The sequence below is a fragment of the Burkholderia sp. HI2714 genome, assembly GCF_002223085.1.
Lineage (GTDB): Bacteria > Pseudomonadota > Gammaproteobacteria > Burkholderiales > Burkholderiaceae > Burkholderia > Burkholderia lata_D.
This window is the reverse complement of record NZ_NKFM01000071.1, coordinates 47,294-61,900: the sequence shown is the minus strand read 5'-3', so window position 1 is coordinate 61,900 and position 14,607 is coordinate 47,294. Positions and strand designations below refer to the sequence as shown.

Here is a 14,607-nt window from a genome sequence, read left to right as displayed (position 1 = left end):
AATAGTAAGTAATCCGTAACGAAATTTCGATTGTTCGTTTAACTACTTTCCCCCTGAATCGTGCTCGCGCTGCATATAGCGGCGCGAGCACAACCCCCGGCCCGCGCTGCTGGCTAGCTACCACATGAGGACTAGATGAATACCGCTCAATTCAACCAGCTCGAGATGCTCGAATATCGAGCCGCGAGCGCCCTCGTTGCTTTCGAGGATCGCGCGAAGGCGCTTCTGGAGAAATCCGAAGTGCGTGAAACGCTGAACTTCGTCGTTGCCGTGATCCTCGCGGTCACGCTAATGATGGTCGCCCGTTACGCATTTGGAACGGACGGCGTGGAGTTCCAGCAAGGGTCGACCACCCTTGAGGGATGGGTCAAAGGCAATCCCGGAAAAAGCTGCGCACTCGCTGGTTTGATGTTCGGGAGTGTGCGCGCGATGTTCGTGAAGGACTACGGTGCTTTCGTTGTCCCGTCGGGAATCGGCATCCTGACCGGGATAATCGTCGGCATCATCGACGCCAGCTATACCGCGACGATTTGACCGGGAGCGGCGATGTCGGATGATCTCAGTCACTACGTACCCAGTCGCCTTGACGACCCGGAGAAGTTTCTGTTCTTTCGCAAGGATGTAGCAGCGATCGGGCTCACTGGCACGATCGGCGGTGTGTTGCTTAACCACACCCTGCTTGGTCTAGTCGCGGGCGTTGCGGTCGCGGCGCTTTGGCAGAAGTTCAGCTCGGGCCAGCATCCCGGTATGTCGGCTCACGTCATGTACTGGGTATTGGGTCAGCCAGCGCCGAAGAAGTTTCCGCCGTCCGATCTTCGCGAACTGAACGGGTGATTCGATGACACCCGGTAAAGCCGCCCAATCACGCGAACAGCTGCAGGCCGAGAACCGCTTTCTGAAGAAAGTGCTGCTCGGAAACGGCACCACCAGTGTGGTCATCGCGCTCACCTGTGCATGGCTGGTCGTCACGCAGCGCGTCATCATCATGCCGCCAGCCGTTCGCGGCACCTACGTCGTCGGAGCCCGGTATGCAAACGACCAGTACCTCGCCGATCAGGCCGCGTACGTGCTTTCCCTTTCCAAAAGTGTCACGCCGACCACCGTCGACAACAACGTACGGATTCTCCTGTCCATGGTCGACGACGATCGGCGCGCCGCGCTCAAGACCGAATGGGAGGCCGACGCGCTGCAGATCAAGCACGACGGCGTGACGAACGTCTTCGAGCCGATGGGGGTAGGTGAGGTGGACTTCCGCAACAAGGCCGTGAAAATCACCGGCACCTTGACCACCTACATCTCCGGCAAACGCACGAGCTCGGAACAAAAGACTTATGAGGTCTATTTCGGAATCACCGTCTTCGGCCGCTTGGTCCTCCTCGACATCCGAGAAGCCACGCGCGGCAAACAAGGCGTCGAGCCGCTGGTCACAACGGAGACTCCCGCATCATGAAATTTGCCTTCAATCGACAGTCGCCGAAATTGTGCACGGCCTTCAGGCCGCGTCTCGTGTTTGCCGCCGTGCTGTTCCTGACTACCGCTAGTGCGCATGCGATCCAGGTCGTCAAGGGAGCGGATCGGCAAGCGCAGCAGGTCTCGATCTCCGCGGCGGAATACAACGTTCTGTCAATGTCCGGGGGGCGCAGCTTTTCGAAGATCGTGCCAGCCGTACCAGGCTCGATCTCGTGGACGCAAGACGACGGGAAGCTCTGGCTCATGCCCGCGAATCCCACCGCGCTGAATGAGTCGATCACGGTGTTCGTGATCGATGACGCTGGCACCACCTACCGTTTGTTGCTCGTACCTGGTCCGCGACCGGCCGAAGATATCCGTATCGAACCGCCTGCAGCGCGCTCGACCCAAGCGCTCCAAGCATCGGCCTTTCAACGACGGGTGAAACTCATGATGCTGGCGATGGCCGGTGGTCGGGGGGCACCGCAGCTGTCGTACACGTCGCTCGACACTGTCGTGCCGCTCTGGAAGGAGGCTGTATTGACGCTGGTCCGTCAGTACAGCGACGGCGATTTCATTGGCGAGACCTACACGCTCTCGAATACCTCGCACACCGACATGGCCATCGACGAGCGCGAACTCTACGCGCCAGGTGTGCTCGCCATCGCAATCGAAAACGCAAACCTGCCGGCCGGCGCCAGCACGATCGTCTATGTCGTTCGTGAGCGGGGCGACCATGAGTGATGTCAATCAAGCAACCAAGCGCCGCCAGCGGATCCTGACCGTGGCCGGTTTCGCCGTCCTCGCTGGCCTCTTCGCCGTTGGTATGTTTTTCACGCAGAGCGGGCCGGCCAATCGTCAGTTCACCACGAAGGTGCCGTTTACGAGCCTCGGCGACCAGAACGATCGCAATGCCTGGCGGGCTCACTCCGAGGCGCAACTCGCAGATCTTACGCGCAGGATGTCGAGTATAGATTCGCGCGCCGACGATGCCATGTCGCAGATGAAAGCCTTGTCGAAAGCCCAGGACGAGCTCAGCAAGCGGATCGACGCGATGAAGAGCACGCCGGCAAGCGCGCCCGCGCCCGCGTCCGGAGCGACGGCAGACCACGCGGCCCTGGACAAGCCAATTCCCCTCAACGGGGCCCCGGCCAAGACGGGCGCAATCCTGAATTCGCCATTCGGCAAATCCGGCAAGCCCGGTGTCGACATGGCTGCCGCCCCTCCAAAGCTCGCCATCATTCAATTCAATACACCGATCGGCAACGGGGCCGACTGCGTCGACCCCCGCTACTCGTCGTTGCCGTTGGATCAGGCGACACGCGCACAGCAGGACTGCCTGAAGGCCAACGGCAAGAAGAAAGTCAGCTTCATCCCGGGCTCCTCATTTGTTCGCGTATTCATGATGAACGGTGTCGACGCCCCAACGGGCGGTGAGGCGCAGCACGACCCCCTTCCCGTGTTCCTCCAGGTATTGGACCCAGCCAATCTGCCGAACAGCCGGAAGCTCGACATCACGGAGTGCCGGATTCTGACGCAGGCGTATGGCGATGTGTCTAGCGAGCGCACTCACATGCGCGGCGAAACGCTCGACTGCATCTTGAAGAACGGCCGAACCGTGGAAATGCCGATCAAGGGCAACGTGATGGGCGAGGACGGCAAGGAGGGTGTGCGAGGGCGGCTCGTCTCGAAGGCAGGATCGGCATTGGCCATGTCGGTGTTCGCCGGTATCTCGTCCGGGATTGGGCAAGCGTTCAATCAGTCCGCCAACACCCTCAGTAACACCGCCCTTGGGTCGACCTCCATTATCAATCCGAGCCAGGTCGGCCGTGCTGCTATCGGCAGTGGCGTCTCTGGAGGCGCCGACGCTCTTAAGCAGTACTACATCCGCACGGCTGAGAAGCTTTTCCCTGTGATCGAAACGGACGGTGGTCGCATTGTCGAGTTCGCCGTGACAAAGGGAGCCGAATACGACGGCGCCCTCTCCGATATCAGCAACATCAACGATGGCTTGGCCAACGATGGCCGTGCTAACGATGGGGGCTACACCGATGATTGATGAAACGAAGAGCGTGACCATGGCCGCGTTCGAGGCCGCAATGCAGCGGTGTGCGGACGAAGCGGACCACGAAGCGTCGTTCAGGCAGGATGGAGACGGCAACTACCACCAACCGGAAATGCGCCGGGCGCTTGCCGGTTGGCTCGGTGCGGCTTTGCTCGTTGCCGAGCACGTGCGGGGATTCGCGGATATCGGTGCCGATCGATTTCGCGGCGATCCCGCGTTTCAATCGGGCTTCCTGGAATTTCTTAAGCAAGCTGCGGATCTGCTGGACCTCTCCAGCAACGAGCTTGGGTCGTCAGCCGTTACCGACGTGACCGACGCGAATCCGCTGACCAGTGCGGCAGCGTTCGACGACGCGGCACTCGACGGGTTCACCAGCGAGTTGAAAGCAAAGATGGCAGTGGGGAGAGCCCAGGGGCGTACCGGCTGGTGGGGCGCGCAACGGGATGACCTGTCGACGATGTTGCGCTCGCACGTCGACAAGGGCGACCCCATCGATATCGGCCTGCTCGCCATGATGCACTGGTACAAGGGCGAGGCCATCGCGCCTGCCCCTGCGTCGCCCGAGATCGTTGCAGGTGGCGAGCTCACGAAGATTTCCAGCAGTCCGGTCATGGGCGGCCAACTCGACATCAGGACGCCGGCCGGTGCCATTGGCATTACCGGCTTTCCGAACGAACTTGCGCGCGACTGCAAGCCCTGGCTCTGGGAACAGGTGGAGATTGTGATCCGTTCCACGGCCGAAGCGCGCCGCGCCGGCGCCGTCAAGCTGGACGCAGGCGCGGATCGTGGGGTCGGCTGCCAGGATGCTGCCGCACCTGCCGTGGAGCATAAAGCGTGAGCCGACTGACGAAAGCACAGCGCGATCGGCTCCGGCGCAAATACGACGGCCGCTGCGCGTACTGTGGAGTGCCATTGCCCGATCGGTGGCATGGCGACCATGTAGACCCGGTTGTACGCGCGGTCGAGACCAAGCGAACCGCGGATGGCCAATGGAAGCTTGTGAGCGGCCCGTCGAGGCATCCGGAGCGTGACGTCGAGTCGAATTACATGCCGTCCTGTCCGCCTTGCAACATCAGCAAGGGGCAGATGTCGCTTGAGCAGTGGCGCCAAGCGCTCATGAAGCATGTCGCCTCCCTCAACGCGTATCACCCGATCTATCGCCTGGCGAAGTGCTACGGGTTGATCGAGGAAACCGGGGCGCCTGTCGTCTTCTATTTCGAGCGGGTCGCTGCGCGCGCGGCCGTCTCTGGAGAACTTCAATGAACTCTCCCCGCGATTATCAACTTGTCCCGTGTCCGTACTGCGACCTTGACGCGGTCATGCGTGTTTCCGAGGCGATGTTCGGTGGGAGTTGCGTCGAACTCGCGTGCCCCGGCTATCAGATGGTGCTGCTCTTCAACGACGCCGCTGCCGCTGCAGCCGCCTGGAACCGACGCGCTGGCTCAGTACATCCGGACGATGTCGCCGTTGACCTCTTCGCTGCGCGGATGAAACGCAAGCTCGCCAAGAAGCGTCAAGAAGGCCGTAGCGGATGGCGCGACCCCGCGACCGTCTCGGCGATGACGCTCGCGAGCGAGCTTATCGAGGTCGTCGCGATGGGCGATCCCGTGGATGTTGCCAACGTCGCGATGATGCTCGACCAGCGAGGTGCAGAGGCGCGGTTCTTGCCGGCAGCGCTGTGGGACTTCGTGCAACGCCGCAAGGCCCTGGAGGACTGACCATGCCTCGTGCCAAATATATGCCGACTGCCAACGATGAACTGGCTGCCATGCGCCCACGTGTCGCCTATGCAGCCTACGCGTTGGCAAGCGAGTTTCACCTGAGCGCGGCACGGATTCGCCCGCTGCTCGAAGCGATGGTCTCGCAGGGCACGCTCTCGATTGCGCATGTTCCGAATTCGCGGGGCTACAACGTCTGCATTGCCGGAGATAAGCGGACCGCGGATTCCCCTGTTGAAGAGTATGTCGGTGTGCCGGCCGCACCGCGCACGCATGTTGTGTTGACCGGCGACTTGACCGTATACGCGGCTGAGATCAAGCGCCGGGCGGACCTTTGCATGATGGTGCGGCGATGACCGAGATCAGCAAGATGGAGTGGTGCGACCACACGTGGTTCGGAGCGTGGGCCAAACGGACTGGCCAGGTCTACGACGGCAGCGATTCAGCAGCCTACGACGACGGCGACGCCCGCATGCTGCGCGTTGGTAAGAAGCTGGCTGGCCGCACGATCGATGGGGTCAAGCATCACGCTTTTTCGAAGCCATCTCGGCAAATGACCGTCCCTCCAGCGTCGGCGCCCACGTTCGCCGCCGGCACCTCGCCCTCAACATGCTCAATGATCCAATGAAACACGCCAAATTCACTTTCGCTCTTCTGATGACGACGTGCATCGCGTGGGGCTGCACCACCCAAGGTACATCCGCGGTGCCATCCACGGTTCCGGCGCGCGTCGCCGGGCCAAGCTCTGAAGTCGGTGCCACGGCGTCCGTCGCTCAGGCTGCGACGTCGCAGATCAACCCTGCCGACCCGAACCTTGATCCCGGCGTAGCTGCGCTCAAGGCGGCGCTCCATGCACGCTATCCGGCTACCCAGTTTCGCGAGATCGCCGCCACGCCGTCGGCTGGAATCTACGAGGTCGTGATGGGTAACAAGGTTGCCTATACGGACGTCACCGGGCGGTACTTCCTGTTTGGCCACCTCTTCGACATGGTGACGCAACAGGATCTGACCGTACCGCTCGAGCAAGCACTGCAGAAGGTGCGGTTCCCTGCGGATCGGCTTCAGGACGCGTTCGTCGAGGTTCATGGTAGCGGCCGTCGCAAGCTCGCGATCTTCGACGATCCCGATTGTCCCTACTGTCTGGCCTTGGAGGATGACCTCTCCAAGCTGAAGGACGTCACGATCTACCGTTTCATGTACCCGCTCGAATCGATTCATCCGCGTGCCCGCGCCCATTCCATAGCGATCTGGTGCGCCGACGACAGGCTTGCCGCCTGGCATGCGTGGATGCCCCTCGCATTGTCGCGCTGGATGCGCGACCAAGGATCGACTCCGGCTGGCGGCGCTGCCAAAACGCCTGCCCCGCCACGCGTCGAGCCGAAGCTCGTGTCGTGCGCAAATCCCATCGACGCGAACGAAGCCCTGGCCGCAAGCATTGGAATTTCCGGCACGCCTGCGCTCGTGAGCGAGGACGGGCGGGTGCTGCCGGGCGCCGCCAGCGCCGAAGCAATCGATCAATGGCTTGGAGCGAAGTGACCATGAAAAACAAGATCATGCTCGCCACGCTTTCGGCCCTTCTCAGTCTGACCGGCTGCAGCTTCAGCGGCTACGACGCGAGTTCGCAATTCGCCTGCAAGGCGCCTGAAGGCGTGCTCTGCAGCAGCATGTCCGGCATCTATGCCAACGCGATCGCGCATAACCTGCCCGATCAGCGCGTTCATACAGGCGCCGGCGCGACGACCAATATCGCACTCGGAAGCTATGCCGGAGATACCGGCCCGGCATCGAGCGCATCGGGTGCTGCGGTCAGTGCCAGTTCTCGACCCGTCGTCGGCGCCGCCGGGATTCTCCCCAAAGCGCTCGATAGCGGCGCTCCGCTTCACACGGCTTCGCGCGAAATGCGTGTCTGGTTCGCGCCGTGGCAGGACGCGGACTCCGACTTGCATGACCAGGAATACGTCTATCTGATCGTCGATCCTGGCCACTGGTCGATCGCGCACAACCAGCAGCGCATCCAGGCCGCGTTCCGGCCGGTGATGCCGCCGACTCCTGCGCGGGATGCTAGCAGTAGCGGTAGCAAGGCGGCTACTTTCAGCTCCAACAGCGATTCGACGTCGGGGTCGATATCGAGTGCTGATCGGGTCATGCAGGGCATTCTCACGCCTGCCGGCGCAGTCGACCGTGCAGCGGCTGCGATGCCCGCAGCGACGGACCATTGATCCAGGAGTCATTGATGAGCACCTTGCAGGCCTGGATCGATGACGCGAAATCGCTCGCGCGAATTGCGATCAGCGAAGCAATTCTCGGCACCGAGGACGATCTCGGGCCGCCCGCGCCCGTTGCCGCGGACCAGCGACGCATAGAGACGGTCGGACTTCATAACCTGCTTCCGTATGACCAGTACGACCCCGCTACCGAGCTCTACTACAACACGGATTCGGTTGGCTTCGTGCTTGCGGTTGCACCGCAGACGGGCGCCGACGCGGAGTTGATCCGCAGTCTCCACGGCCTATATGACTCGGTTCCGGCCGGCTATGGGCTCCAATGGATGCTGTTGGGCGACCCCATCATCGAGGAGTCATTGAACGCCTACGTCGACCTTCGGCGCGAGTACGCCGAGGCGGGACGTGCGCCCTCGTTCTATCTGGAACAGGCCGAGCGCCGCGCCGCATTCATTCGCGGCAAACTCGGCCAGCCGCTGTTTCTTGGCCAAAACTATTCGATCACGGACAAGCGGCTGTTGCTGTCGATCGTGCGCAAGGGCTCGCTCGACGATCTGAAGCTGATCGAAGAAATCCAGAATATTCGCGACGTCGTCGGTGCGACGTTGAGTTCCGCAAGCCTGGCAAGCCGTAGCGCGGAGCCCAACGATCTGTTGCGTTTTCTCTGGCCGATCCTCAACCCCGGTGCGTTCTTTGGCGATGGGGCTGAAACGATCGATCAGACTTATAGCGACGACAAGCCCATTCGTGACCAACTGACGGCTTTCGGTCACCACATGCGGGTGAAGGCAAAGCATTTGCTCTACGGAGTGCCGCCGGAGGATGCCGACGAGCCCGACGCACGCATCGCTGTGCGCAGCTTTGGCGTGCACCAGTATCCGAAGAGCAAAGAGCTGTGGGAGATGAACAACATCGTCGGCTCGCTCTTCAACGATGTCCATCAATACCCCTGCCCGTACCTGATCACGCTCGGCGTCCTGATTCTCGATCAGACCGCCGTCGAGACACGGGCCGCTTTGCGTAGTGCGCGCGCGACGCAGAACGCCGAATCGAAGATCGCGAAGCTGCAGCCCGAACTGGCGCTGCAGAATCAGGACTGGAAAGCCGTCTCGATGCAGCTCACGCAAGGGGGCTCGATGTGTGAGCTCTATCACACGCTCACGCTCTTCGCGCCGCGCAAGAAGATGGAGCAGTGTGTGGCGGCCGCGAAAGGCATCTGGCGTTCGGAGCGCTTCAAGCTGTTCCCGATGCTGACCCAGCAACTGACGACATTCCTGTCGGCCCTGCCCATGATGCTGACAAGCGACATGCGGGACGACCTCAAGAAGTTTCGGTTGATCACCACCAAGACCACCGTAAATGCGACCGATATGGCACCGGTGCTCGGCGAGTGGTCGGGTACGAATGGACGGGCAAGCCTGCTCTTTTTTGGCCGTCGCGGTACACCCGCGCTTGTAGACATTTACTCGAGCGGAACGAACTACAACGGCTTTGTCGATGGTACTTCCGGCGCCGGTAAATCGGTGCTCATGAACGACATCATCGGAGCGTTCCGCTCGGTCGGCGGAATCATCCGGATCTGTGACGTGGGCTATTCGTACGAAAAGCAGATCGACATGGGAGACGGCCAGTACATCGACTTCAAGCCTGGGTCGCGAATCGTCATCAATGCGTTTTCGACCGCTGGCATCGATACCGAAAATGGTCTCGACAGCGAGGTGAAATTCATCCGGCCGATCATCGCGCGCATGGTATCGCCGACCGCTCCTATCACTCCGTTCGAGGGCGCGTTGCTCGATGTCGCAGTGCGCATCGTATGGAAGGACTACGGCCAGGAAGGTAGTCCCACGTTGGTGCGAGACGCCCTGCTGAGCCTGAAGGACCAGAATGGGCAACCCGAGCGCATCGCGTATGAACTTGCCGTGCGTCTCGAACCGTTCTGCAAGGGGGGTGTTTACGGCGACTACGTCAACGGGCGCACCAACGTACGACTCGACAATGAAGTGGTTGGACTTGAGCTCGAGCACCTCAACAGCGATCCCCAACTGCGCACGGTGATCATGCTCGGCCTGACCAATCAGGTCACCAACGAAATGTACCGCTTTGACCGGTCGCGACCGAAGCTGTTCCTGCAGGACGAGGGCTGGCAGATCGTCGGTGACGATCAGGAATCGGCCGACTTCATGGAAGAAGGCTATCGGCGTGCGCGCAAATACGAAGGCAGCTTCTTTTTCGCGACGCAGGGGATCACCGACGCCGGGATGAACAAGGCAACGCAGGCCGCGTTCGACAACTCCGCATGGAAGTTCCACCTCAAGCAAAGCGACGACACGCTCAAGAAGATCGAGAAGGGCGACGTGATGGATCTGTCGCCGGGGTTGAAACGCATGTTGAAGTCGCTACGCCCGGTACCCGGTCGCTATAGCGAGTTCGTCCTCGTCGATCCGAACGGCGGCACGCACCTACTGCGCCATATCCCTGACGAATTCACGCTGGCCATGGCGACCACGAAGGGGCCGGACTACGAATTCATGCAGCGTTTGCGTGCCGGCGGCACGTCCACAGAAGACGCGATCCGCGCCCTAATCCAAGCCAAACGGAAGTGAACATGCGACACGACCTCGTACTCACCGGCCTTATCTCGATCGGCGCTTCATTGGTGCTGGGCTCCCCGCTCGTCTACTTATGGACGCAACGCGAAAGAGTTGCGCCGGTCGTCGTGGTTGACGTGCAGAAGCTCATCAGCGATGAGCAGGAAACGCTGCTGAAGACCTTCAATAATGGCGATCCCGTCCACATGACGGACGACGCGAAGAATAAGGCGACCCAACACGCCGGCGATTACGCAAAGCGCCTGTCGGCCGCGCTGGACCAGCTCGGCACACAGTGCGGCTGCGTTGTCGTCAATAAAGCTGCCGTGCTCGCAGGTGATGCGCCCGACCTCACTGACCTGATCGCCAAGAGGATCGCGAAATGACTCGTCTCCGATCGACGGCCCTCTCCCAGTTTTCTGCGCGCACGCTTGGAACAAAAATGGTGGGCGGACGATTTGCACCGACCGCCGTTGGTGATTATCTGGCCGCCTCGACCAGTACTTGTGCGGCGGCGCTTGCAAACGTAACGACGCATTTCGACTTGCGTCGATCGGGGGGCGCGAATTTTGCAAAAACCGACCTTCGCGGAGATGAGCAGTGATCGCGCTCGTCGCCTACTCCAGCGGCCTGGCTCGCTATCGACGGTTTGTTCGCACCGTGGTCGCGCTGACGGTCGTGGCGGCTGTCGCATGGGGCCTCACGCCTTGGTATGGGCTGACGTTCAACATGTCGACCAGTCTGCCGGGGACGCTCTACTTCATCCGCAAGGGCCCCTGTCGGCCGCGCCTCGGCGACACCATCGCATTTCGGTGGCACGGTGGGGCGACCTACCCCGCAGGACTGACCTTCATCAAACACGTGGCTGGTTTGCCTGGCGATGTCGTGCACGTCGTTGGTCGCAACATCTGGGTCAATCAGACCTATATCGGCTACGCCAAGCCGCTCTCGCTTGCAGGGATGGCGCTGTTTCCGACCGAAGACGGCGTGATTCCGCCGGGACACTACTTCGTGGCCACGCCGAACCCGAACAGCCTCGATTCGCGGTACTCGATCGCCGGCACCGTTCCTCAAACCGCAATCGTCGGGGAGGCCTATGAAATTTTTTAACCGCTGCCGCGCCCTCAGCACGCCGGCCGGCGCTTCAACTGGAGGCTCAGATGACGCTTCTGATGCTTGCAATTGGCTTGTTCATATGGGCCGTATGGATGTGCGTGATCGTGTTCTGTCTTGGTGTGGGGTTTCTGGTGGCCTGGTTTATAGGCATGTCATTGGTACACCTCATTTCTTTATCGTCCAAATAGTGGACACAGGGATAGGTCCAGCCTGCTTGCTCGTTGGTTGGAGGCAGCTACGACAGCTTATCCGACGAGCTGCAGTCCTGTGGATCGCGGCACTGACGGTCGCGGTATCCCCAATTTCAGCGATTGCGGAGGACCTGGGCGTGGTTGGCCCGACGTATCCGATTGCGGAGCACGACGCGATTGCGATGCTGAAGCGCCGCCTGCTCGAACTGCAAGCCAATGGTGGGCTGGCGGCCATCGAGCGCCGTGCGCGCCAGCGCGCGCTGCATGACGTCACGTCCCTGCCCCCGGTGCCGGGCATTTCGACCGTCAGCGCGTACTCGAGTCGCCTGATTGATCCGACGGTCACCTACTCCAAGCCCGTCACCAACGACGAGGGCGCCGTGATCGTCGCCGCCGGCACGCGTATCAATCCGCTCGACATTGTCACGCTGCACGAGCGCCTGGTGTTCTTCGACGGCCGCGATGCGGGACAGGTCAAGGCGGTGCAGGCGCTCGCGGCCCGCTCCGGCGATTCCATCAAACCGATCCTGACTGCTGGTTCGTGGTTTGACCTGACGAAGTCGTGGAAACGGCAAGTGTATTTCGATCAGCAGGGTCGACTTAGCCAGCGTTTCGGGATCACCCGCGTGCCGGCCGTCATCAGCCAGCGCGGCAACCAACTGCTTCTTGAGGAAGAACCTGCGGAGCAACTGCGTTGACCCGGCGACCAAATCACCTGTCACCTCCCAATTTATCGGAATCGCGATGAACAACTATGACCGTCTGGACTTCACTGCCGACCCGGCCGTTATCGACGTCGTCGAGAAGAACTCGCCCCACGACGGCGCTGCTGCTCTTCAGCACTTCAATGCGACAGTCGAGCCGATCCGGTATGTCGTAGACGTCACCAATGATCAGGTCGTCGTTTCAGGAAAGGGTGTGCTCGCGACTTACTACTGGCGCGCGAGCCCCTACGACAGCAGGGTCGCTCGTCTATCCGTTCAACCTGACCGCCAGATCGTAGGAGACAGCAGCGGGGAAACCTTTCGTGTTGTGGCGGGTGCTGTAGATGATATCCACCGTCCTGCTGCGGTCCTCGCCGAGCATCTGAGCGAGGTCGAAGCCGTTGAGCTGATCGGTCGTATCGAGAAGGGGGTGAAGGCCGCCCTCGGTATCGGCGTCGAATCGACCCATACGGTCCAGTTGGATGAGCCTCTTCCCGTCTCCGGCGTTGTTGAGTCCGCACGTCGTTCGATTGGAGCGAAGCTGCTCGACATCCTGGCCACGGTAACGTCACGTGTGGATTGGGTCGCCGCTTGGGGCGTTGCCGGTGCGGCGACCGGCGGTCTTGCAGTGATCCTCCTGCCGATCGTCTATCGCCTTGGCCATCACGTCGGCGCATACCTGATCGACTTCGTCTTCCACGTGTATCCGGCGATGCGGGAGCTGCTTTCATGAGCATGCGCCCTCTCCTTCGCCGCTGGATTCTCGCGATCGCGCTGGTTGCCAGCTGCTTCTCGTTCTCGGCGCCGGCCGATGCCGGTCAGTGTGTCGGCCGATTCGCCAATCCGATCACGGATATCTGCTGGGAATGCGCTTTCCCGATGGCCATCGGTAGCGTCACGTTCCTCAATATGGGCCAGGACGACACCCCGAACCCGGGCGGATTCCTCTGCTTCTGTAGCGGCACGTTTGGCGTCAAGTTCAGCTTCTGGGAGCCGATCCGGCGCGTCGACGTCACGCGCTCGCCCTACTGCTTCGTGTCGCTCGGCGGGATCTCGCTGAACCCGGGCATCCACGCCCCGGAGGGGGAGGTGCGCGAGCAGAAGGACGACACCAAGCAGAGCTTCTATCAGGTGCACTGGTACACCGATCCGGTCATGTACTACACCGAGATCCTACTAGACGACCCCTGTATGGAGACGGGCAGCTTCGATGTCGCGTACATGACCGAAGTCGATCCGACGTGGAGCGACGACGATCTCACCATGCTCCTCGAGCCGGAGACCTACCTGTTCGGCAGTCCGATCGCCCAGGCCGCTTGCGCAGGTGACTGCGTGCTCTCGAGCCTAGGTTTCGGCAGCAACCTGCTCTTCTGGTGCGCGGGCTGCAACGGCTCGATCTATCCATTCAACGGCCACGTTCAGGCCCATGTGTCCGCGATCCAGGCGTCGTCACTGCTGGTCGAGCGCATGACCGCAAAGCTGCATCGCGAGGGTTTGATGTGGGGCACGACAGGTGACGGGGCCATGTGCGGCTACTACCTGCAGCCGGTGATGGACAAGACCCAATACAAGTACACGATGCTCTACCCCGTTGCGCAAACCGACCAGATCAACGGTCAGTGCTGTCAGCCGTATGGCCGCACGTCGGCGCTCTGGGGCGCCGGAAAGATGATCCCGTACACGGGGGAGGACTTCGCGTACGAGATTTTCCGCAAGCGCAACTGCTGCATGGGTGCGAACCTCGGAGACTTGCCCCAATGAGTCGGCTCACTTTCTCCATCATAGCCGCCGGCACGATCGCCCTCGCGGCCGGTCATGTGTCGGCACAAACCGTGTCGAATGACGCGCTCGCGCGTGAGCAGCAGCAGATCAATACCACGCGCCGAGCGACCTTCGATGAGGCAGCCAGCGGCACCGCACGTTACCGAGGCGTGATGCCATCGTCGGATGCGATTGATGCCGAGATGAGCCGTATCCAGCGCAGTCGCGATCGGCAGATGGCCCAGGCGGCAGCAAAGGCAGCTCACGATGGCAACGCGTTCCCGAACCTACCGACGCCGGCGCCAGCCGCCGCCGGTGCAGATCCGTTCGCCGTCGCCAAACGGTACGAAAGCCGTACGCAGCGTCGTGTGACCGACTCCTTCGTCGCGTTCGCGAGCTTCTCGATGCCCGCTGCCTCGCTGGTACGCCTGGTGAAGACCATGAATCAGGCCGGGGGAACTGTGGTGTTCCGGGGCTTCAAGAACGACTCGCTGAAGGCGACGGCCGCTGAAATGCAGCGGCTGGGGATTGCGTCCGGCGGCATCGTCGTCAACCCGAAGGCGTTCACGCAGTATCGCATCGCCCGTGTGCCCGCCTATGTCGTCACACGCGGTGGAGACGCCAACAGTCAGGTCGACAGCAGCGGATGTGCGCTGCCGGCGTCGTACGTCTCCTTGTCGGGAGACGTGACGCCCGCGTATGCCCTGCGCCAGATCGTCGATCACAGCCCTACCTACGGGGGGATCGCCGAGCGATATCTCCGTGCACTGGGGGATGTCGAATGAACGGA

Annotated in this window: 20 protein-coding genes; all 20 read left to right on the top strand. The window is 61.5% G+C overall.

Annotated elements, in window-relative coordinates; translation table 11 throughout:
- Positions 1 to 135: 135 nt before the first annotated feature.
- The 20 genes from CFB82_RS39390 to trbC all read left to right on the top strand — a co-directional run bounded on the left by CFB82_RS39390 (position 136) and on the right by trbC (position 14,602).
- Positions 136 to 534 (top strand): hypothetical protein, encoded by a 399-nt coding sequence (locus CFB82_RS39390; RefSeq protein ID WP_027811065.1) that lies wholly within the window; start codon positions 136 to 138, stop codon positions 532 to 534.
- Between the two features lie 12 nt (positions 535 to 546).
- Positions 547 to 834 carry a type IV conjugative transfer system protein TraL gene (gene traL / locus CFB82_RS39385; RefSeq protein ID WP_089487643.1) on the top strand — a complete coding sequence of 96 codons (288 nt, stop codon included), beginning with the start codon at positions 547 to 549 and terminating at the stop codon, positions 832 to 834.
- Positions 835 to 838: 4 nt separating this feature from the next.
- Positions 839 to 1,450, top strand: a complete 612-nt coding sequence (locus CFB82_RS39380; protein ID WP_089487642.1) for a type IV conjugative transfer system protein TraE — start codon at positions 839 to 841, stop codon at positions 1,448 to 1,450.
- A complete protein-coding gene (locus CFB82_RS39375) occupies positions 1,447 to 2,193 on the top strand; it encodes a type-F conjugative transfer system secretin TraK (protein ID WP_227745828.1) in 747 nt (248 codons plus the stop codon). The genes CFB82_RS39380 and CFB82_RS39375 overlap by 4 nt, the downstream gene beginning before the upstream one ends.
- Positions 2,162 to 3,508: a TraB/VirB10 family protein gene (locus CFB82_RS39370; RefSeq protein WP_252996728.1), complete on the top strand. Its 1,347-nt coding sequence runs from the start codon at positions 2,162 to 2,164 to the stop codon at positions 3,506 to 3,508. The genes CFB82_RS39375 and CFB82_RS39370 overlap by 32 nt, the downstream gene beginning before the upstream one ends.
- A complete protein-coding gene (locus CFB82_RS39365) occupies positions 3,501 to 4,352 on the top strand; it encodes a hypothetical protein (protein ID WP_176016868.1) in 852 nt (283 codons plus the stop codon). Before CFB82_RS39370 ends, CFB82_RS39365 begins: the two co-directional genes overlap by 8 nt.
- A complete protein-coding gene (locus tag CFB82_RS39360) occupies positions 4,349 to 4,777 on the top strand; it encodes an HNH endonuclease (RefSeq protein ID WP_089487641.1) in 429 nt (142 codons plus the stop codon). The genes CFB82_RS39365 and CFB82_RS39360 overlap by 4 nt, the downstream gene beginning before the upstream one ends.
- A complete protein-coding gene (locus CFB82_RS39355) occupies positions 4,774 to 5,232 on the top strand; it encodes a hypothetical protein (protein ID WP_089487640.1) in 459 nt (152 codons plus the stop codon). The genes CFB82_RS39360 and CFB82_RS39355 overlap by 4 nt, the downstream gene beginning before the upstream one ends.
- Positions 5,233 to 5,234: 2 nt before the next feature.
- Positions 5,235 to 5,588, top strand: coding sequence for a hypothetical protein (locus CFB82_RS39350; RefSeq protein WP_089487639.1), 354 nt, complete (start codon positions 5,235 to 5,237; stop codon positions 5,586 to 5,588).
- On the top strand, positions 5,585 to 5,860 hold the full coding sequence (locus CFB82_RS39345; protein ID WP_227745829.1) for a hypothetical protein: 276 nt from the start codon (positions 5,585 to 5,587) through the stop codon (positions 5,858 to 5,860). Before CFB82_RS39350 ends, CFB82_RS39345 begins: the two co-directional genes overlap by 4 nt.
- Positions 5,857 to 6,768: a DsbC family protein gene (locus CFB82_RS39340; protein WP_227745830.1), complete on the top strand. Its 912-nt coding sequence runs from the start codon at positions 5,857 to 5,859 to the stop codon at positions 6,766 to 6,768. Before CFB82_RS39345 ends, CFB82_RS39340 begins: the two co-directional genes overlap by 4 nt.
- Positions 6,769 to 6,770: 2 nt before the next feature.
- Positions 6,771 to 7,451, top strand: a complete 681-nt coding sequence (gene traV, locus CFB82_RS39335) for a type IV conjugative transfer system lipoprotein TraV (protein WP_089487637.1) — start codon at positions 6,771 to 6,773, stop codon at positions 7,449 to 7,451.
- Between the two features lie 14 nt (positions 7,452 to 7,465).
- Complete coding sequence (traC, locus tag CFB82_RS39330) at positions 7,466 to 10,060, top strand: type IV secretion system protein TraC (RefSeq protein WP_089487636.1); 2,595 nt, start codon at positions 7,466 to 7,468, stop codon at positions 10,058 to 10,060.
- Between the two features lie 2 nt (positions 10,061 to 10,062).
- The gene (locus CFB82_RS39325; protein WP_205713840.1) at positions 10,063 to 10,431 is read left to right on the top strand and encodes a TrbI F-type domain-containing protein; all 369 of its coding nucleotides are present in this window, start codon (positions 10,063 to 10,065) and stop codon (positions 10,429 to 10,431) included.
- Complete coding sequence (locus tag CFB82_RS42735) at positions 10,428 to 10,649, top strand: hypothetical protein (RefSeq protein WP_125380529.1); 222 nt, start codon at positions 10,428 to 10,430, stop codon at positions 10,647 to 10,649. The genes CFB82_RS39325 and CFB82_RS42735 overlap by 4 nt, the downstream gene beginning before the upstream one ends.
- The gene (locus tag CFB82_RS39320) at positions 10,646 to 11,155 is read left to right on the top strand and encodes a S26 family signal peptidase (RefSeq protein WP_089487635.1); all 510 of its coding nucleotides are present in this window, start codon (positions 10,646 to 10,648) and stop codon (positions 11,153 to 11,155) included. Before CFB82_RS42735 ends, CFB82_RS39320 begins: the two co-directional genes overlap by 4 nt.
- 253 nt (positions 11,156 to 11,408) lie before the next feature.
- Entirely contained in the window at positions 11,409 to 12,050 is a 642-nt protein-coding gene (gene traW, locus CFB82_RS39315) for a type-F conjugative transfer system protein TraW (protein WP_027811079.1), read from the top strand.
- Positions 12,051 to 12,096: 46 nt separating this feature from the next.
- Positions 12,097 to 12,789 carry a hypothetical protein gene (locus tag CFB82_RS39310; protein ID WP_089487634.1) on the top strand — a complete coding sequence of 231 codons (693 nt, stop codon included), beginning with the start codon at positions 12,097 to 12,099 and terminating at the stop codon, positions 12,787 to 12,789.
- Entirely contained in the window at positions 12,786 to 13,817 is a 1,032-nt protein-coding gene (gene traU, locus CFB82_RS39305; RefSeq protein WP_027811081.1) for a conjugal transfer pilus assembly protein TraU, read from the top strand. Before CFB82_RS39310 ends, traU begins: the two co-directional genes overlap by 4 nt.
- Complete coding sequence (trbC, locus tag CFB82_RS39300; protein ID WP_089487633.1) at positions 13,814 to 14,602, top strand: type-F conjugative transfer system pilin assembly protein TrbC; 789 nt, start codon at positions 13,814 to 13,816, stop codon at positions 14,600 to 14,602. Before traU ends, trbC begins: the two co-directional genes overlap by 4 nt.
- Positions 14,603 to 14,607: the final 5 nt, after the last annotated feature.